Below are 17,225 nucleotides of genomic sequence, written 5' to 3' on the forward strand. Positions count from 1 at the left end.
ATCTTTGCCCTCCCGTTCACCTCACGCACTCCTTATATATATGGCCGCTCCCCTGCTCGCCGCCGACCCGCACAGCTGCGCCCGCCCCGCCGAGGCCGCGGTGCGTCACCTTTCGCTCGACCTGACCGTGGACTTCTCCGCCCGCACCCTCCAGGGCCGGGCGACCTGGCAGCTGGAGGTGCGGCCCGGTGCGACGGATCTGTGGCTCGATACCCGGGGCCTGGCCATCGAAGCCGTGACGCTGGCCGATGGGGCGACGCTCACCGACTTTGAGCTGAGCGACGACGACGACCCGGTACTGGGCCGCCCGCTGCGCATTCATTTGCCCGCCGGCACCCAGCAGATCAGCATCAGCTACCGCACCGCCCCCGACGCGGCCGCGTTGCAGTGGCTGAGCCCGGAGCAGACCGCCGGCAAGCAGCACCCGTTTCTCTTCACCCAGTCGCAGGCCATCCTGGCGCGCACCTGGCTTCCCTGCCAGGACTCGCCCGGGGTGCGCTTCACCTACGAGGCCACCGTGCGCGGCCCGCGGGAGCTGCTGGCGCTGATGAGCGCCGAAAACCCGCAGGCGCTGTCGGCCACGGGCGAGTACCACTTCCGCATGCCCCAGCCGATTCCGGCCTACCTCATGGCCCTGGCCGTGGGCGACCTGCGCTTCGAAGCGCTGAGCCCGCGCACCGGCGTGTACGCCGAGCCCGCCACGCTGCCGGTAGCCACGGCCGAATTCGGCGACTTGGAAAACATGGTGGCCGCCGCCGAGGAGCTGTACGGCCCCTACCGCTGGGAGCGGTACGATTTGCTGGTGCTGCCGCCCTCCTTCCCCTTCGGCGGCATGGAAAACCCGCGCCTCACCTTCGTCACGCCTACCATCCTGGCCGGCGACCGAAGCCTGACCAGCCTGGTGGCCCACGAGCTGGCCCACTCCTGGTCGGGCAACCTGGTGACCAACGCCACCTGGAACGACTTCTGGCTGAACGAGGGCTTCACGGTGTACTTCGAGCGGCGCATCATGGAGCGCCTCTACGGCCGCCCCTACGCCGACATGCTGCAGGTGCTCGGCCAGACGGCCCTGCACCACACCATTGACGAATTGGGCAAAGAAAGCATCGATACGCACCTGCACCTCGACCTGGCCGGCCGCGACCCGGACGAAGGCCTCAACGAAATTGCCTACGAGAAGGGCAATTACCTGCTGCTGACCCTGGAAAGTATTGTCGGCCGCGAAAAGCTCGACGCGTTTATCACGCAGTACTTCGCCGCCCACGCCTTCCAGGCCATGGACACGGCGCACTTCCTTGCCTACCTGCGGCGGGAGCTGCTCGACCAGGTGCCGGGCGCGGAAGAAAAGCTGCAGCTCGACAAATGGGTAAACGCCCCTGGCATTCCGCCCGTGGCGCCGCCGGTGCAGTCGGAACGCTTTGCCGGTGTGGCCGCGGCTCTGCAGAGCTGGCGCCACGGCGCGACGCCCGCTACGCTGGAAACCGCCGCGTGGAGCACCCACGAGTGGGTGCACTTCCTGCACGGCCTGCCCGAGCACATCAGCGCCGAACAGCTGCAGCAGCTGGACCAGGCGTTCCGCTTTACCACTTCCGGCAACGCCGAAATCCTGACGGCCTGGCTGCCGCTGACGGTGCGGGCCGGCTACGCCGCCGCCGGTGATGCCCTGGCCGCCTTCCTCACGCGCGTGGGCCGGCGTAAGTTTTTGGTACCGCTCTATAAGGCCTTGCTGGCAACGCCCGCGGGCACGGAGCACGCCCGGCAACTCTACCAGCAGGCCCGGCCCAACTACCATTCTGTATCCACCAGCACGCTGGATACGTTAGTAGGCAAACCCGCCACGGCGTAAGCCCCGCACACCCGCCTCGCAACGCCCGGCCGGCGTTGCGAGGCCCCGGCCGGACGTGCTCCAGGCGGCCGGCCGTCATTTTTGGCCGCAGACTTGCATACGGGCCCGCGGTTTATTGTTCACCCCACGTCACCCTCCCCTAGCTAATTGGACGCTCCAAAACCTCTGGGTAAGCTGATTGCCGTTGGCGGCAACGAAGACAAAGGCACCTACGCCAACCCGCGCCGGCGCAAGAAATACTACCTGAATTTCTTCGAGCTCGGCATTCTGAAACGCGTCGTGCTGGAAAGCGGCAAGACCGATCCGCGCATCGAAGTGGTGACCACGGCCTCCATGATTCCGGAGGAAGTGGGCGCCATCTACGTGTCCTCGTTTGGCATGCTGAACTGCCTGAACGTGGGCGTGCTCGACATCCGCGTGCCCGCCGACACCGACCAGCCCGACCATCTGCAGCGCCTGGCCCAGGCCGATATCATCATGTTTTCGGGCGGCGACCAGTCGCGGCTCAAGGAAATGTTCGGCGGCACGCGCTTTCTGAAGCTGCTGACGGAGCGCTACCAGCAGGAGCCGCACTTCGTCATTGCCGGCACTTCGGCCGGGGCCATGGCCATGTCGCAGATTATGATTCGCGGCGGCTCGGTGCCGGAAGCCCTGCTCAAGGGCGCCGTGAAGATGGGCACCGGCCTGGCGCTGATTCAGAACGTGGTCATCGACTCGCACTTCGTCAAGCGCGGGCGCTTCGGCCGGCTCATCGAGGCGGTGGGCCTGCACCCCAAGCTCATCGGCATCGGTCTGGGCGAAGACACCGGCGTGCTCATCCGCGACGGCAACCTGATTGAAACCATCGGCTCGAACCTGGTCATCATCGTCGACGGCCACAACATCCGGCACAACAACACGCCGGCCGCCGCCAAGGGCACGGCGCTGTCCATCGAGAACATGACCATGCACGTGCTGGCCAAGGGCAACGTGTACGACATCCGCGAACGGAAATTCTTCGTCGACAAGCGCACCCACGACGAGGCCGTGGGCACCTCCGCCACGGTGCTGCCCACGCCGGCAGTTTCGTAGCGGCTACTCCTTATTATATAGTGCGCGGGCCGGAGCGACGATTGTCGTTCCGGCCCGCGTGTTTGTAGCGCGAACCGAAGGTCGGCGAAGCCAACTTCCCGTTCGCGTATCGTTGCTGACGTCCGCCCAGCATACCGTTCTGCGCTACACGAACTAAAAGGCCTGCGCTACTGCTCGTCCTTGTAAATGCCGACGAACAGCCCCGATTCGCTGCTGACGCTGGCGCGGTACATGCCCTCCGAGTTGAAGGGCAGCGCGAGGTGGCCGCGGGCGTCAACGGCCACCAGCCCGCCTTCGCCCCCGACGGGCGCCAGCTTGTCGTGCACCACCACGCGGCAGGCTTCGGCCAGGCTCAGGCCGCGGTACTCCATCAGGCAGGCAATGTCGTGGGCCACCACGGCGCGGATGAAATACTCGCCGTGCCCGGTGCAGCTGATGGCGCAGGTTCGGTCGTCGGCCCAGGTGCCCGCGCCGATGAGCGGGGAGTCGCCGACGCGGGAGTAGCGCTTGTTGGTCATGCCGCCGGTGCTGGTGGCGGCGGCCAGGTGGCCGTGCTGGTCCAGCGCCACCGCGCCCACGGTCCCCATTTTCTTTTTCGGGTCCTCGTCGACAGCCTTCGGCTCTTCCAGCGGGGCGTCTTCGCTGTGGTCGAGGCGCACCTGCCCGCTGGCCAGGGCTTCCTGCAGCTGTTGGTAGCGGTGTTCGGTGAAAAAATACGCGGGCGGCTGCATGGGCAGGCCCTGCTGCCGGGCAAACTCCTCGGCGCCGGGCCAGGCCAGGAGCACGTGCTCCGATTTTTCCATTACCAGGCGCGCGGCCCGGATGGGGTTCTGAATGGCGCGCACCCCGGTCACGGCCCCGGCCAGCCGCGTATGGCCCACCATCACCGAGGCGTCCATCTCGTGGTGGCCTTCGTGGGTGAACACCGCTCCCCGGCCGGCATTGAACAGGGGGCAGTCTTCGAGCTGCACCACGGTGTGCTCCACCGCGTCGAGGGCCGAAGCGCCCTGGCGGAGCAGCTCGTAGCCGGCGGTCAGGGCGTCGTGCAGGGCTTGGCGGTAGCGGATTTCCGCGTCGGGAGTGAGCAGGTGGCGGGCAATGGTGCCGGCGCCGCCGTGCAGGGCAAGGGCAATGGATGACATGCAGCAAAGATGGGGAGTGCGTGGGCAAAACTACGACGACGCGGCCGGGTGGTTCGACTGAGCACTCCTTATTATATAGGAGCCGCTGCTGCGGGCCGGGTCCGCAGCCCCGGGCGGGCCCAGCGTCCAGAGTCCGCCTGCACCCATGCCTATTTTTTTAGCAAGCTCATTCCGACAACTATTTTTTTGAGCAAAATCGCCTTTTTGGGGCAGTGCCTTCATTCCCTGACGCTTATATTAGCAGGCGAAAATAGCCCTGACACCAACCCCGTTTTAGGCCTCTACCAGGGAATTATTTTTCGTAGATTTGGCTTACTAATTTTCAAACCTCCCCTTCTTTTGACTATGGCTTACGAAGCTACCGGCCGCCTGCACGACATCATGGATGAGCAACAGGTGAGCGAGAAATTCCGCAAGCGCGAGTTCGTGCTGGAAGTCGTAGACGGCCAGTATCCCGAGCATATCAAGTTTCAGCTGGTTCAGGACAAAACCGCGCTGATCGACCAATACAAGGTTGGTGATGAAGTGCGCGTGCAGTTCAACCTGCGCGGCCGCGGCTTCAACAAGAACGGCCAGATGCTGTACTTCACCAACCTGGAAGCCTGGCGCATCGAGCCGGCCGGCGGCGCCCCCGCGGCTGGTAACCAGGGCGGTGGCTACGCTGCTCCGGCCGCCAACCAGAACCCCGGCCTGCGCCGCGACGCCCAGCCCCAGCGCCCGGCTCCCATTGCCTCGGACGACGACAACGACCTGCCGTTCTAATCCGGCTTGACGCCTGCGTAAAAAAATGCCGCTTCTGCCTGTCGGAAGCGGCATTTTTGCGTACGTACCGGTAGGCGCCCGCCCGGGCACCGCTCCACCTTCGCATGAGAGTTGATTCCGCTGCTGGCCCGCTGCAGGGCCGCACCGTGTTGCTAACCGGCGCTTCGGCCGGCATTGGCCTGGCCGCCGCACGGCAGCTGGCCCTACTCGGCGCCCACCTGATCCTGGTGTGCCGCGACGCCGGCCGCGGCGAACAGGCCCGCGCGGCCGTGCGCCTCGCTGCCCCCCGCGCCCCCGCGCCCGACCTGCTGCTGGCCGACCTGGCCGTGCAGGCCGAAGTCCACCGCCTCAGCGACGCAATCCTGGCCCGGTACCCGCGCCTCGACGTGCTCATCAACAACGCCGGGGTGCTGCCCCACCAGCTCATCACCACCGCCGACGGCCACGAGCTGTGCTGGGCCACCAACCACCTGGCGCCGTTTATCCTGACCAACCGCCTGCTGCCGCTGCTGGAGGCCGCCGGCCCGGGCGCCCGCGTCATCACGGTGGCTTCGGAGGCGCACTGGATCGGGGAAATCGAGGCCACGGCGGCGGCCCGCGCCAACGCCAACCGCAGCAGCGCCTTCACGGCCTACTGCGACTCCAAGCTGGCCAACATCCTGTTTACCAAAGCCCTGGCCGACCGCCTGGAGCTGACGGGCATCACCGCCCACTGCCTGCACCCGGGCATTGTGCGCTCCAACCTATGGTCGCACAGCTCCTGGCTGCTGCGCCTGCTGATGGCCGGGGCCCAGCCCTTCGCCCGTTCCTGCGAGCGGGCCGCCGAAACCATTACGTACCTGGCCACGCTGCCGCAAGCCGCTCAGGCCAACGGCCACTATTTCAAGAACAAGCGGGTGGCGCGGGTTTCGAGCCGGGCGGCCAACCGCGCCGAAATTCACCGGCTATGGCGAATTTCGGTGGAGGAAACCGGCGTTGGCGAGTAATCAGCCGGGGGAAAAAGCCGGTGGCAAAGCCCAATATCACTCAGGCTAATTTCGAATTAATCGAAGGTATTAATATCCGTTTTTGCACGGGTTATTGCCGGCTGCGCAAATTAATTGCGACGAATAACATGCCATTTGCGGCTTGTTTTAGGCGTTTTAATCATTATCACGAAAAAAACCTACCACCACGGCGCTACTTTATTTTCTATTTCTCGTTCCTTTGCTCAGGTTTTGCACCCCTTTAACAGACTCCTACCAATGGCCGAACTCAACCTGCAGCATCTACAAAAAGTATTGTCGGACGCGACGCGCAATGAAAACCTGGTGCGCGAAATTCGCCGGGCCCACGGCAAAGTTCAGACTGCCCTGAACGAGCTGGCGGAATTGCTGGACCCGGCCTACGCCCCCACGGAGCGTAAAAAGCCCGGCCGCAAAGCTTCCGCCGCGGAAGGCGGCGAGGCCGGCGAAGGCCGCCGCCGCGGTCCGGGCCGTCCGCCCAAAAATGCCACCAACGCGTAAGTTGGTCGTTGGCACCGCCGTTTTGCGGCAGTGCCCAGCCCGTCGTCCGCCCGGTCGACGGGCTTTTTTTATTATCCGCCGCCGCCGCCGGGTTGCGGTGCCGGAGTGGCCGACGAGCAATATTGTTTCGGCCCGCCTGCCCCGGGTTGAATGCCAATAATTCCCTGAAGGTTTACAGCATAAAAAAATTGCGCGGCGGCATAGTCAGAAGACCAGCGGCGGAGGAAACCTCGGAAGCGCCGGCGCAGTTATTCCACCAGGAAGCCGACGGCACTGCTATTGGAGCAGCGGCCCGGCGCGCTTTCGATATTGGTTAGCAGATGAATTTCACCTTGCCGCGTCTGCGGGAATTGATTGCCCAGGGCGAAAACGAATTCCTGGAATTTAAAAAGCGCACGACGCACCCGAGCCGTATTTCGCGCACGCTCGCCTCGTTGGCCAATGCCCGCGGCGGCCGGGTGCTGGTGGGCGTGGAAGACAACGGCCGCCTGGTGGGAGTGCGCGACGCGGAGGAGGAGCGCTACCTGCTGCAGCAGGCCGCCGAGCAGTTTGTGGACCCGCCGCTGCCGCTGCAGATCGACGAGGTAGAGGACGAAGACGAGCGGGTGGTGCTGGTGGTGACCGTGGCCGAAAGCCCCCGCAAGCCCCACCGGGCGCTGGTGGGCGAGGGCGACTGGCGCGGCTACGTGCGCGTGGGCGACCAGAGCGTGCAAACCAGCCAGCTCACCGAAAAGGTGCTGCGCAACGCCCCCCCGCCCGAGCACCGCCTGGAGTGGCTGCCCCTGAGCCGCCACGAACAGGCGGCCCTGGACTACGTGCGCCAGCAGCCCCGCCTCACGCTGGCCCAGTACGTGAAGCTGGTGAACGTATCGAAGCGGCGGGCGCACCGCATGCTCATCAAGCTGGTGCTGCACGGCTACCTGCGCTACCACGACAAAGAAAAGGAGCCTTACTACACCAAGGCGTGACCTTGACAGCAACAGGACCGCCCGGCCAAGTTGGCCGGGCGGTCCTGTTTTACGGGCCGGGCGGCGGGCTTATGCCTCGGCGGTAATCAGCGGCAGGTAGCGCTCGGCCAGGATGTCGGCGTGGTGCGCTTCGTGACCGGCCAGGATGTAGAGCAGGGCGTCCACGGTGGCAGGCTGGCCGTTGGCGGTGCCGCCGCGCTGCCGCTGCTCCGCCGTGAAGCTCTGGCACAGGGCCAGGGTAGCCTGACGCACGGCCGCGTACTCGGTCAGCAGGCTGGCCAGCGTCCGGTCGTCGGCGCCGGAGTGTTCGGCGTAACGGTTTTCGTCGAAGCCGGGCAGTTCCTGGCTGTCGGCGCGGGCGAAGCGCAGGGCGCGGTAGGCGAAGATGCGCTCGGTATCGGCCAGGTGCAGCACCACCTGCTTGATGCTCCACTTGCCGGGGGCGTAGCGCAGGGTGGCCTGCGCCTCGCTCACGCCGGCCAGGAGCTGGTGCAGGGCGGTGGGCCGCACCCCGAGCATCTCGAGCGGGTCAGCACCGCGGGCGACGCGGCGAATGTAGGTATCGAAGTAGGGCGGGTAGGTGCCCGGCACCGGGCGCAGCAGTTCGGACATAAGGCGGGCGAGAGTTGCGGGCGTAAGTTACGGGCCGCGCCGTCGCCGGCCGCCGCGGATTCCGCTCATCTTCATGATCTTTTGGTAACATTTAGGTAACATTGTAGCCCTCACGCAGAAGTAACTTTGCCTTCCCACTTAACACGACCTCATGTCGATGAAATCACCTTTACTACTTGGTTTGTTAAGCACTGGTTTACTGAGCTTTGCAAGCCAGGCAGCTTACGCTCAAACCCCGGTCGCGTTGGGCAGCACGCCCTACACCGAGAACTTTGACAACCTGGCATCGGGTCTGCCGGCGGGGTTCGGGGTATACACCGGCGCCTCGGCTACGGCCCCGGGCACGGCGGCTACGTTTGCCCCGGCCAAAGCGGCGTGGAACGCGACGGCCGGCGGCTTCAAAAACGTGGCTTCGGCCACGGGCCTGACGGCTGCCTCGACCGTGGCCGACCAGGATGCGTCGACCAACCGCGCGCTGGCGCTGCGCCAGACCGGTAGCCTGGGAGACCCGGGCGGAGCCTTCGTGTTTCAGGCCGCCAGCACCAGCGGTAAAACCGATTTCGCGGTCAGCTTCAAGCTTCAGTCCCTCGACAACTCGGTGGGCCGCACGGTGAACTGGACGGTGGACTACGCCACCGGCGCCACCCCCACGGCGTTTACCCCGCTGGCTTCGGGCACGGGCAGCACCTCGCCGACCTTCGGCAGCAACACCATCACGGCCAGCTTCGGCACGGCGCTGGACAACCAGGCCGGCCCGGTGTGGATTCGCGTGGTGGCCCTGGCGCCCAGCACGGGCTCGGGCAGCCGCCCCACCTCCGCCATCGACGACTTCTCGCTGAGCTGGCAGGGCAACCCCAACGCCCCGACGCTGACCACCTCGGCCACGACGCTGGCCTTCGGCAGCCAGAACATCGGCACGACTTCGGCCGCGCAGAACTACACCCTGACGGGCGCCAACCTGACCACGGGCGTGACCGTGGCCGCCACCGGCCCCTTCACCGTGTCGAAGGACAACACCACCTTCGCCAGCTCGGTGACGCTGACGGCGGCGGAAGTGGCCACGGCCAAGACGCTGTACGTGAAGTTTGCCCCGACCGTGGCCGGCCCGGCCACCGGCACCCTCACCCACACCAGCACCGGCGCCAGCACCCGCACCGTGACGCTGACGGGCACGGCCCTCGACCCGAACCAGACCAGCTTCGACTTTCAGGCCTGCACCGGCACCACCTCGATTTCCGACGGCTGGACGCAGTTCAGCGTGAGCGGCCCGCAGACCTGGGCCTGCACCAGCTTTGGCCGCGACCCGCAGAACCCGGCCGGCACCACCGCTTTCCCGAGCGGGGTGCAGATCAACGGCTTCGCTAACGGCACCAACGTGCTGAACGAGGACTGGCTGATTTCGCCGGTGCTGAACCTGAGCGCCACCACCTACCCCCTGCTCTCCTACTGGAGCCGCGTGGCCTTCAACGGCGCCCCGCTGAAGCTGATGGTGTCGACCAACTACTCCGGCTCGGGCAGCCCGCTCGCCGCGGGGGTGACGTGGACCGACCTGAACGGCTCGTTCCCGGCCACCGGCACGGCGGAATGGACGCAGACCACCAACGTGGACCTCTCGGCCTACAAGCAGGCCACCGTGTACATCGCCTTCGTGTACAACTCGACCAACGACGAAGGGGCCCGCTGGACCCTGGACGACGTGGCCGTAACGAACTCGACCACGGCCCCGCCGCCCGCCATCCGCACCAACGTGCCGAGCCTGGCCTTCGGCTTCCGCGCCGTGAACAGCACCCCCACGCAAACCTTTACGGCCACCTTCAGCAACCTGACGGCCGGCGCCACCATCACCTCCTCCGACGCGGCCTTCCAGGTATCGACCAACGGCACCACCTTCGGCAGCACGGCCACGGTGACGCCGGCGGCCGCCGCGGCCGGCCCCATCACCGTGACGGTGCGCTTCGCCCCGACCACGGCCTCGCGCAACTACACCGGCAACATCACGCTGGCCTCGACCGGCGCCACGAGCGTGGTGGTGGCCGTGAGCGGCAACACCTACGACGTGGCCAACACGCTGGAAGTGGTGAACTGGAACGTGGAGTGGTTCGGCTCGGCCACCATGGGCCCGACCAACGACAGCCAGCAGGCCACCAACGTCAGCACCATCCTCAACTCGCTGAACGCCGACATCTACGCCCTCTCCGAAGTGGTGGACACCGTGCGTCTGCGCACGATGGTGGCCGCCATGCCCGGCTACGCCTACCGCGTATCGGATTTCGGCTCGTACGCCGATGACCGCAACGACGCTGACTACGCCGACGCCCAGAAGCTGGCCTTCGTTTACCGCACCAGCGTGGTGTCGAACCCGCAGTTTAGCGCCTTCTTCCGCTGCACCGAGGCCCAGGCCTGCCCCGAGCGCAACTACTGGTCGTCGGGCCGCTTCCCCTTCGTGATGACGGCCAACGTGGCGCTGAACGGCGTGACCAAGCAGGTGACCTTCGTGCTGATCCACGCCAAGGCCAACACCAGCCCCACGGCCACCTCCTACGCCCGGCGTAAGAGCGGCGCCGACGGCCTGAAAGCCAAGCTGGACGCCGATTACCCCACCCAGAACTTCGTTATCCTGGGTGACTTCAACGATGACCTGGACCAGACCATCACCACCGGCATCACGCCGAACACCACCTCGTACAGCGCCTTCACCAACGACGCGGCCAACTACCCCGCCCCGACCCTGGCGCTGAGCCTGGCCGGCAAGAAGTCGACGGTGAGCTACAACGACGTGATTGACCACGTGGTGGTATCGAACGAGATGAACGCCTACTACATCCCCGCCTCGGCCGAAATTCAGTCGCAGGTAGCGGGCCTGGTGAGCAACTACGGCAGCACCACCACCGACCACTACCCGGTGCTGACGCGCTACTCCTTCTCGCCGACCACGGCTACGGCCAATGCCCGCACCGCCAAGCTGGGCCTGTACCCGAACCCGGTAAGCAAGTCGGTGCGCGTGGACGTGCCCGAGAAAGGCCAGAAGCTGCAGCTGGAAGTGCGCACCGCCGACGGCCGCCTCGTGCTGAGCACCAGCGGCTCGGTGGAGCGGCTGAACCAGCAGCTGAACGCCAAAGTGGGCGGCCTGCACGCCGGTATGTACGTGGTACGTATCGTGGGCGAGCAGCAGACCTACGTGGAGCGCTTCGTGAAGCAGTAAGCTGCGGCTGAGCCTTCCGGCTTCAACAAAAAAGCCCCGTTCCGGCCTGGAACGGGGCTTTTTTTAATGCAGCAAAAGTGGAGTTGATCGGCTACTGGCCCAGGCGGCGCTCAGGCTGGCGGCCGGCTAGCGGGCTGGCCGGACAAACACCAGCCAGTTGGACTGCCGGGCCGTTTCGGTGCGCAGGGTGCCCAGCGCCACCACCCGGCTGCCGGCCCGGTACCAGCCTTCGTCCCAGTCGCCCATGTCAAGGTACAGGGCGTTGTGGGCGCCGAGCTCCACGAGCTCGGCGGCAAACTGCTGCATGGTGAGCCGGCCCGCCTGGTTTTCGACCACCGCAAACCGGTGGGCGGCAAACTCCACCAAGGCCCGGCGCTGAAAGCGGCTGCCCCCGGCCGGGCGCTGGTTCCGGCCCTGGTACACCAGCAGCTCCTGCAGCAGCAGGGTGCCCTGCCGCCGGCGCACTCGGTGCAGCACGGCCTCCGGCGGCGAGTGGCCGCTGGCAATCCGCGTGATGCGGAGCGAGTCGCCGGTAATCGTCAGCACGCCGTTCAGAAACCCGACGGTGGCCCGCGCTTGCAGCGCGCGGCCGTTGCAGACCAGCAGGTCCAGCGGTTGATTGGTCGCCAGGTCGGTGTACGCGGCGGCCACGCTCAGCTGGTACTGCTGGCTGTCGGGCACCGGGCGGCGGGTGACGACCCGAATGGCCAGCTGGTTGGGGTACAACACGGTGTACTGCGTGCCGGCTTTGGTGGTTCGTCCTTCGGCCGTTACCTGCGGACGGTCGGCCCGGGAGCAGGAGAGCAGCCCGGCGACCAGGCTGAGCAGCACGCTGTTGTGCAGGATGCGCATGAATTGGCGGGTTGGCAGCAAGGCGCTTACGGAGTTCGGCTCGGGTATGGGCCCGGGCGGCAGCCCTGCTCCCACTGCGTCCGGTGCCGCCCCGCGAGGCCCTGTCCCCGCAGGTAATGAACTTCGGCCGGACGGCTGGTCGGGAACCAGGCGCGGCCCTCCCGCACCAGAATCAGCAGGCCGTCGTCGTCGCCGACGGCGGCAAAATCCTCACGGACGGGGCCGCGGTGAAAAACGGGCGCGGCCGTTTCGGCGCAGACGCGCTTGAGGGCTGCGGGCACGTCGGCCACGACCAGCCCGATTTCACTGATGCCCAGCAGGCTGGCGGCGGAAAAGGGCGCGGAACTGGCGTTGGGCAGCGCGTGGCGAGCAATGCATTCGAGCACGTTGCCGGCGGGGTCGAGAAAGTAAAAGGCGTGGGCGTTCCAGTCGGCGAAATCGGCCACGAAGCCGCCCGCGGGCACCGGCAGCAGCGGCGTGCGGGCCTGCACCCACTGCCGGGCGGCCGCCAGCTGATTGTGCGGCACCGAAAACGCGACGTGGTAAAACGGCCGCGTGCCGGCCGGCGCGGGGTAGAAGCGCAACTGCGAATAGCCGACTTCCACCCGGATGGCGCCCGGATCATCCTCGGCCACGGCCACGGTCAGCCCCAGCACCTGCCCGTAGAAATGGCGCAGCGCGGGTAGCTCGGCCGTTAGCAGACTCAGCAGGGTGATTTTCATGGCGAACCGGATACGGGCTCAACTTAGCACGCCGCCGCCGAAATCCGCGCACAACACCCTCCCGGCGCCGCGCGTACACCGGCACAACCAACCTTTTCTCTTCTCCCCAAGATGGCAACCCTCACCGAACGCGGCCTACAGATTTCCAAAAACGCGCTGTTCAACGTCTTTACCTCCCGGGCCGGCAAGCTGCTCGGCAAGCCCTTCAAAGTGGTGCTCGTGCTCAACGAAGTGGCCGACAAGCTGGCCAGCCAGGAAAGCAAGGACAACAAATTCAAGCAGCTCTTCGACGCGGCCCTGACCCTGGTGCGCCTGGTGCGCGCCTACGTCGGCGGCTCGTACCGCGAAGTGCAGACGGGCACCATCGTCTCGGGCCTGGGCGTGCTGCTCTACGTCCTGTCGCCCATTGATCTGGTGCCCGACTTCATTCCGGTGCTCGGCTTTCTGGACGATTTGAGCCTGGTCAGCTGGTTTATTGGCAAGTTTCAGGACGAAATCCGCCGCTTCCGCGAGTGGGAGGCCAGCGCCCGTTCGGCCGAGGCGTCCGCCACGGCCCTGGCCCCCGCCGCCTCGGCCAGCTCGGCCCAGAACGCGGTGGCCGTGGCCGAGTTGGGTCACTCGTAAAGCGCAGCCTCGGGCTGCGGCACCGGCGCGGAAGCCGGCTCTTCGGGGCCGGCTTTTTTCGGTTTAAGCCGGTACCACAGGCTGAACGCGAGCAGGCCCAGCCACAGAAACGAGCAACTGGCCACGATGCTCTGCACGATAACCCAGCGCACGGCGGCGTAGGAAGTCAGCGGGGGCAGCCGCCAGACGTTGTAGGCGATGCCCAGCGCCGTCGCGCCCAGCAGCAGGCCCGCCGCCCACCCGAGCCGGTGGCGCAGCGCCGGGGCCGGGCCGGCCGGCTGCCGCCGCAGCCACTGCCAGGCCCACCAGGCCAGCAGCGCCCCGCCCACGGCCGTGCTCAGCAGCTGCAGCAGCTTGCAGATGGGCATGTGCTCGAAGTACGGGAAGGGCACCTCGCGCAGCAGCAGCGGCCAGTGCTCGGCCACCCAGCCGTCGGTGTGGGTGAAGGCGTCCCAGACGTCGTGAGTAGCGGCGCCGACCAGAACCGCCGTGGCCACCCGGGCCAGGCGCCGGCCGGGGCCGAAGGCAAACGGCTCGGCGGCGGCGCGGGCCGCCCGGCGCCCGGCCCACGCGGGCAGCAGCGCCACGGCCGGGCCTTTCACCACGCCGTGCCAGAGCCCGAGCACCAGCAGGCTCAGCGGCAGGCAGAAAAAGAACAGTCCCCAGAACGAGTGCCCGAACTCGCCCTCCGCCTTCAGCTGCAGGAAATAGATGAAATCGGGGCTGAGGCTGCCCACCCACAGGGCCGACAGGGGCAGCCGCAGCGGGCGGGCCAGCGGCACGGCCGCGGCAGGATGGCTGAAGGTGAAAGGCATTGAGCGAGCGGCAGTTTCGGCGCCGGCTCTGGCGCACGAACCACTAAAGGTAACGGCAGATTCTGACGCCGGGATGAAGCGAGTCGGGTTTGCAACGTAATTTTACCCTAACCATTCCCCACACTCATTCTCTTGCTGACTCCATTCTTAACCCGCCGCGCCGCGCGCACCTGGGCCCTGCTGCTGGCCCTGGTGCTGCCCGCCGCCGCCCGTGCCGACGAAGGCATGTGGCTGCCCCTGCTGCTCAAGCAGCTCAACGAAGCCGACATGCAGCAAAAAGGCCTCAAGCTCTCGGCCGAGGACATTTACTCGGTCAACCGCGGCTCGCTCAAGGACGCCATCGTGCAGTTCGGCGGCGGCTGCACCGGCGAAATCATCTCCAACGAGGGCCTGCTGCTCACCAACCACCACTGCGGCTACGGCCAGATTCAGCAGCACTCGTCGGTGGAAAATGACTACCTCACCAAGGGCTACTGGGCCATGACGCGCGAGCAGGAGCTGCCCAACCCGGGCCTGACCGCCACCTTCATCGTGCGCATGGAGGACGTGACCGGGCCGGTGCTGCAGGGCATTCCGGCCGGCATTCCGGAAGCCGACCGCGAGAAAATCGTGCTGCAGCGCAGCGCGGAAGTGGCCCAGAAAGCCGTGGCCGGCACGCATTACAAGGCCTTCGTGCGGCCCATGTTCAACGGCGGCGAGTACTACCTCTTCGTGACGGAAGTATTCGAGGACATCCGCCTGGTGGGTGCTCCGCCGAGCAGCATCGGCAAGTTCGGCGGCGACACCGACAACTGGATGTGGCCCCGCCACACCGGCGACTTTTCGATGTTCCGCATCTACGCCGGGGCCGACAACAAGCCCGCGCCCTACTCCAAGGCCAACAAGCCCTACGTGCCGCGCCACTCCCTGCCGATTTCGCTTGGCGGCGTGCGCCCCGGCGACTTCACGCTGGTATTCGGCTTCCCCGGCCGCACCACCGAGTACCTGACCAGCTGGGGCGTGGAGGAAACCTACGCCGTGTCGGACCCGGCCAAGGTGAAAATCCGCGACACCAAGCTGCGCATCCTCGACGTGGACATGAAGGCCTCCGACAAGGTGCGCATTCAGTACGCGGCCAAGTACGCCTCGCTGGCCAACTACTGGAAGAAGTGGATCGGCGAGATGCGCGGGCTCAAGCGCCTCGACGCGGTGCGCCGCAAGCAGCAGCAGGAGCAGCAGTTTCGCCAGTGGGTGCAGGCCGGCGACGCCGCCCGGCAGGCCAAGTACGGGCAGATTCTGGGGCAACTGGAGCAGCAGTACCGCACCGTGCGCCCCTACGTGCAGGCCCGCGACTACGTGATGGAGGCCGCCCTGGGCATCGAGCTGCTGACCTACGCCAACGCCCTGCAGCAGTACGTGGACCTGATCAAGGACAAAGCCCCGCAAAGCGAAATCAACGCGGCGCTGGAGAAAACGCGCAAGGGCACCACCGGCACCTTCCGCAACATCAACATCGCCACCGACCAGAAGGTGGCCGCCGCGCTGCTGCCCATCTACGCCGAAAACACGCCCGCCGAGCTGCTGCCCGACCACATCAAGGCCCTGCGCCAGAAAAACACCACGCCCGAAGCCTGGCAGCGCTTCGTGGCCGACCTGTATGCGCGCAGCCGCCTGACCTCGGAGGAAAGCGCCCAGAAAGTGCTCGACGAGGTGGCCAAGGGCAACATCAGCAGCATCCTCAACGACCCGGCCTACCAGCTGGTGGCGCCCATCGTGGCCACGTACCGCCAGCAGGTGCTGCCGACCTACACCCAGGCCCAGGACCAGATTACGCTGCTGCAGCGCACCTACGTGGCCGGCCTGCGCGAGCAGCAGCCCCAGCGCAAGTTCTACCCCGACGCCAACTCCACCCTGCGCGTGGCTTACGGGCAGGTGGCTGGCTACCAGCCCGCCGACGGCGTGCAGTACGACTACTACACCACCCTCGACGGCATCATGCAGAAGGCCGACCCGACCAACGTGGACTTTGAAATCCCGGCCCGCCTGACGGAGCTGTACGAGAAGAAGGACTACGGCCCCTACGCCGCGGGCGGCACGGTGCCGGTGGCTTTCACGGCCACCAATCACACCACCGGCGGCAACTCCGGCTCCCCGGTTATCAACGGCCGCGGCGAGCTGATCGGCACCAACTTCGACCGCAACTGGGAGGGCACCATGTCGGATCTGATGTACGACCCGGACCGGGTGCGCAACATCACGCTGGACGTGCGCTACATGCTCTTCGTGGTCGATAAGTACGCCGGCGCCACGCACCTGGTTCGCGAAATGAAGCTGGTGAACGGCCCCGGCTCGGCCCCGGCCGAAGCCGCCGGTTCGGACGACAAGAAAGCCAAGAAGACCAAAGTGAAAGTGAAGCGCGAAAAGGCCGCGGCCGCCAACTAAGCCGCCCGATTCCGTTAGTTTCGCCGGGAGCTGCTGATGAAGCGGCTCCCGGCTTTTTTATGGCGCCTATGAAGCTTCGCTACCTGCTTTTCCCCGCTCTTTTATTACTCGCTCCCGCGGTTTCGGCCCAGCGGCTGATGCTCACCGGCGGCTACACCCGCGTGGGCCAAGCCTCGTTTCCGGGGGCGCCCTCCGGGGGCCTGCACTTCACCGCCAGCTTCGGCCGGCACCTGGTGCTGGGCCTGACGGGCTCCGCCGCCCGCGCCCGGCAGGCGTACGACCTCTACCTGCCCGGCCCCTGGTACGATATTTCACGCCCCGGACGCTGGGTTTCGCAGGTGCACAACTACGCTTACGCCGGGCACCTGCTGGTGGGCTACCGCAGCAGCTACGCCCGCCCCTGGAGCCTGACGGTGGCCCCGTCGGTCGGGCTGAACGTGGTGGGTAGTCGCGAGAAACGGGGCGGCGAAAAGCTAGGCTTCGGGCTGTGGACCAACCTGAGCTACCACCCCCGCCCCGGCAGCCGACTGCGCTTGGAAGCCGTGCTGCACCCGCGCATCCTCACCAAGGGCCCCAGAGTAACCGACGTCAGCAGGGCTTTCGGCGACGTCAACCTGCTGGTGTGCGACGCCCAGCTGGGTCTTTCCCTCGACCTGCGCCGCGACCCGGCCAAACCCTGACCT

15 protein-coding genes are annotated in these 17,225 nt (G+C 66.4%); 10 read left to right on the forward strand and 5 right to left on the reverse strand.

Features of this window, described 5'->3' with window-relative positions:
* Nucleotides 1-40 precede the first annotated feature (40 nt).
* A complete protein-coding gene (locus DLM85_RS05370) occupies nucleotides 41-1,846 on the forward strand; it encodes a M1 family metallopeptidase (protein ID WP_111477009.1) in 1,806 nt (601 codons plus the stop codon).
* A 147-nt stretch (nucleotides 1,847-1,993) separates the two neighbouring features.
* Nucleotides 1,994-2,917, forward strand: coding sequence for a cyanophycinase (locus DLM85_RS05375; protein WP_111477010.1), 924 nt, complete (start codon nucleotides 1,994-1,996; stop codon nucleotides 2,915-2,917).
* Nucleotides 2,918-3,084: 167 nt separating this feature from the next.
* Here the strand turns inward: DLM85_RS05375 and DLM85_RS05380 are convergent, their stop codons facing one another.
* Nucleotides 3,085-4,059 (reverse strand): isoaspartyl peptidase/L-asparaginase family protein, encoded by a 975-nt coding sequence (locus DLM85_RS05380; RefSeq protein ID WP_111477011.1) that lies wholly within the window; start codon nucleotides 4,057-4,059, stop codon nucleotides 3,085-3,087.
* A gap of 345 nt (nucleotides 4,060-4,404) precedes the next feature.
* Here DLM85_RS05380 and DLM85_RS05385 point away from each other — a divergent pair, with 345 nt between their 5' ends.
* The 4 genes from DLM85_RS05385 (at nucleotide 4,405) to DLM85_RS05400 (ending at nucleotide 7,294) form a co-directional block, all read left to right on the forward strand.
* A complete protein-coding gene (locus tag DLM85_RS05385; RefSeq protein WP_111477012.1) occupies nucleotides 4,405-4,821 on the forward strand; it encodes a DUF3127 domain-containing protein in 417 nt (138 codons plus the stop codon).
* A 104-nt stretch (nucleotides 4,822-4,925) separates the two neighbouring features.
* The gene (locus DLM85_RS05390) at nucleotides 4,926-5,807 is read left to right on the forward strand and encodes an SDR family NAD(P)-dependent oxidoreductase (protein ID WP_111477013.1); all 882 of its coding nucleotides are present in this window, start codon (nucleotides 4,926-4,928) and stop codon (nucleotides 5,805-5,807) included.
* Nucleotides 5,808-5,942: 135 nt separating this feature from the next.
* Nucleotides 5,943-6,326, forward strand: coding sequence for a hypothetical protein (locus DLM85_RS05395; RefSeq protein ID WP_133256914.1), 384 nt, complete (start codon nucleotides 5,943-5,945; stop codon nucleotides 6,324-6,326).
* 320 nt (nucleotides 6,327-6,646) lie between these two features.
* The gene (locus DLM85_RS05400; RefSeq protein WP_111477015.1) at nucleotides 6,647-7,294 is read left to right on the forward strand and encodes an AlbA family DNA-binding domain-containing protein; all 648 of its coding nucleotides are present in this window, start codon (nucleotides 6,647-6,649) and stop codon (nucleotides 7,292-7,294) included.
* A 69-nt stretch (nucleotides 7,295-7,363) separates the two neighbouring features.
* On the opposite strand, the gene DLM85_RS05405 is transcribed toward DLM85_RS05400, so the two are convergent.
* Nucleotides 7,364-7,906, reverse strand: coding sequence for a DinB family protein (locus DLM85_RS05405; RefSeq protein ID WP_111477016.1), 543 nt, complete (start codon nucleotides 7,904-7,906; stop codon nucleotides 7,364-7,366).
* Nucleotides 7,907-8,150: 244 nt separating this feature from the next.
* Between DLM85_RS05405 and DLM85_RS05410 the strand changes: the two genes are divergently transcribed.
* On the forward strand, nucleotides 8,151-11,108 hold the full coding sequence (locus tag DLM85_RS05410; protein ID WP_111477017.1) for a T9SS-dependent choice-of-anchor J family protein: 2,958 nt from the start codon (nucleotides 8,151-8,153) through the stop codon (nucleotides 11,106-11,108).
* Between the two features lie 126 nt (nucleotides 11,109-11,234).
* Here DLM85_RS05410 and DLM85_RS05415 read toward each other — a convergent pair whose 3' ends face one another.
* Complete coding sequence (locus DLM85_RS05415; RefSeq protein ID WP_111477018.1) at nucleotides 11,235-11,960, reverse strand: hypothetical protein; 726 nt, start codon at nucleotides 11,958-11,960, stop codon at nucleotides 11,235-11,237.
* Nucleotides 11,961-11,986: 26 nt separating this feature from the next.
* Nucleotides 11,987-12,682, reverse strand: a complete 696-nt coding sequence (locus DLM85_RS05420; RefSeq protein ID WP_111477019.1) for a VOC family protein — start codon at nucleotides 12,680-12,682, stop codon at nucleotides 11,987-11,989.
* A gap of 111 nt (nucleotides 12,683-12,793) precedes the next feature.
* On the opposite strand from DLM85_RS05420, the gene DLM85_RS05425 reads away from it, so the two are divergent.
* Nucleotides 12,794-13,306, forward strand: a complete 513-nt coding sequence (locus DLM85_RS05425) for a YkvA family protein (RefSeq protein ID WP_111477020.1) — start codon at nucleotides 12,794-12,796, stop codon at nucleotides 13,304-13,306.
* Here the strand turns inward: DLM85_RS05425 and DLM85_RS05430 are convergent.
* Entirely contained in the window at nucleotides 13,297-14,121 is an 825-nt protein-coding gene (locus DLM85_RS05430; protein WP_111477021.1) for a DUF4184 family protein, read from the reverse strand. The two genes, DLM85_RS05425 and DLM85_RS05430, sit on opposite strands and share 10 nt — an antisense overlap.
* A 132-nt stretch (nucleotides 14,122-14,253) precedes the next feature.
* Between DLM85_RS05430 and DLM85_RS05435 the strand changes: the two genes are divergently transcribed.
* Both DLM85_RS05435 and DLM85_RS05440 read left to right on the forward strand, forming a co-directional pair.
* A complete protein-coding gene (locus tag DLM85_RS05435; RefSeq protein ID WP_243635868.1) occupies nucleotides 14,254-16,542 on the forward strand; it encodes a S46 family peptidase in 2,289 nt (762 codons plus the stop codon).
* A gap of 68 nt (nucleotides 16,543-16,610) precedes the next feature.
* Complete coding sequence (locus DLM85_RS05440; RefSeq protein ID WP_133256915.1) at nucleotides 16,611-17,222, forward strand: hypothetical protein; 612 nt, start codon at nucleotides 16,611-16,613, stop codon at nucleotides 17,220-17,222.
* Nucleotides 17,223-17,225 lie beyond the last annotated feature (3 nt).

Origin of the sequence: Hymenobacter edaphi (assembly GCF_003258365.1) — a bacterium.
In the GTDB taxonomy this organism is placed as follows: Bacteria; Bacteroidota; Bacteroidia; order Cytophagales; family Hymenobacteraceae; genus Solirubrum; species Solirubrum edaphi.

What these genes read in the sequence shown, in the direction of transcription:
- DLM85_RS05370 (WP_111477009.1), top strand. Translation starts at nt 41, where the DNA reads ATGGCCGCTCCCCTGCTCGCCGCCGACCCGCACAGCTGCGCCCGCCCC.
- DLM85_RS05380 (WP_111477011.1), bottom strand. Translation starts at nt 4,059, where the DNA reads ATGTCATCCATTGCCCTTGCCCTGCACGGCGGCGCCGGCACCATTGCC.
- DLM85_RS05385 (WP_111477012.1), top strand. Translation starts at nt 4,405, where the DNA reads ATGGCTTACGAAGCTACCGGCCGCCTGCACGACATCATGGATGAGCAA.
- DLM85_RS05390 (WP_111477013.1), top strand. Translation starts at nt 4,926, where the DNA reads ATGAGAGTTGATTCCGCTGCTGGCCCGCTGCAGGGCCGCACCGTGTTG.
- DLM85_RS05400 (WP_111477015.1), top strand. Translation starts at nt 6,647, where the DNA reads ATGAATTTCACCTTGCCGCGTCTGCGGGAATTGATTGCCCAGGGCGAA.
- DLM85_RS05405 (WP_111477016.1), bottom strand. Translation starts at nt 7,906, where the DNA reads ATGTCCGAACTGCTGCGCCCGGTGCCGGGCACCTACCCGCCCTACTTC.
- DLM85_RS05415 (WP_111477018.1), bottom strand. Translation starts at nt 11,960, where the DNA reads ATGCGCATCCTGCACAACAGCGTGCTGCTCAGCCTGGTCGCCGGGCTG.
- DLM85_RS05420 (WP_111477019.1), bottom strand. Translation starts at nt 12,682, where the DNA reads ATGAAAATCACCCTGCTGAGTCTGCTAACGGCCGAGCTACCCGCGCTG.
- DLM85_RS05425 (WP_111477020.1), top strand. Translation starts at nt 12,794, where the DNA reads ATGGCAACCCTCACCGAACGCGGCCTACAGATTTCCAAAAACGCGCTG.
- DLM85_RS05430 (WP_111477021.1), bottom strand. Translation starts at nt 14,121, where the DNA reads ATGCCTTTCACCTTCAGCCATCCTGCCGCGGCCGTGCCGCTGGCCCGC.
- DLM85_RS05440 (WP_133256915.1), top strand. Translation starts at nt 16,611, where the DNA reads ATGAAGCTTCGCTACCTGCTTTTCCCCGCTCTTTTATTACTCGCTCCC.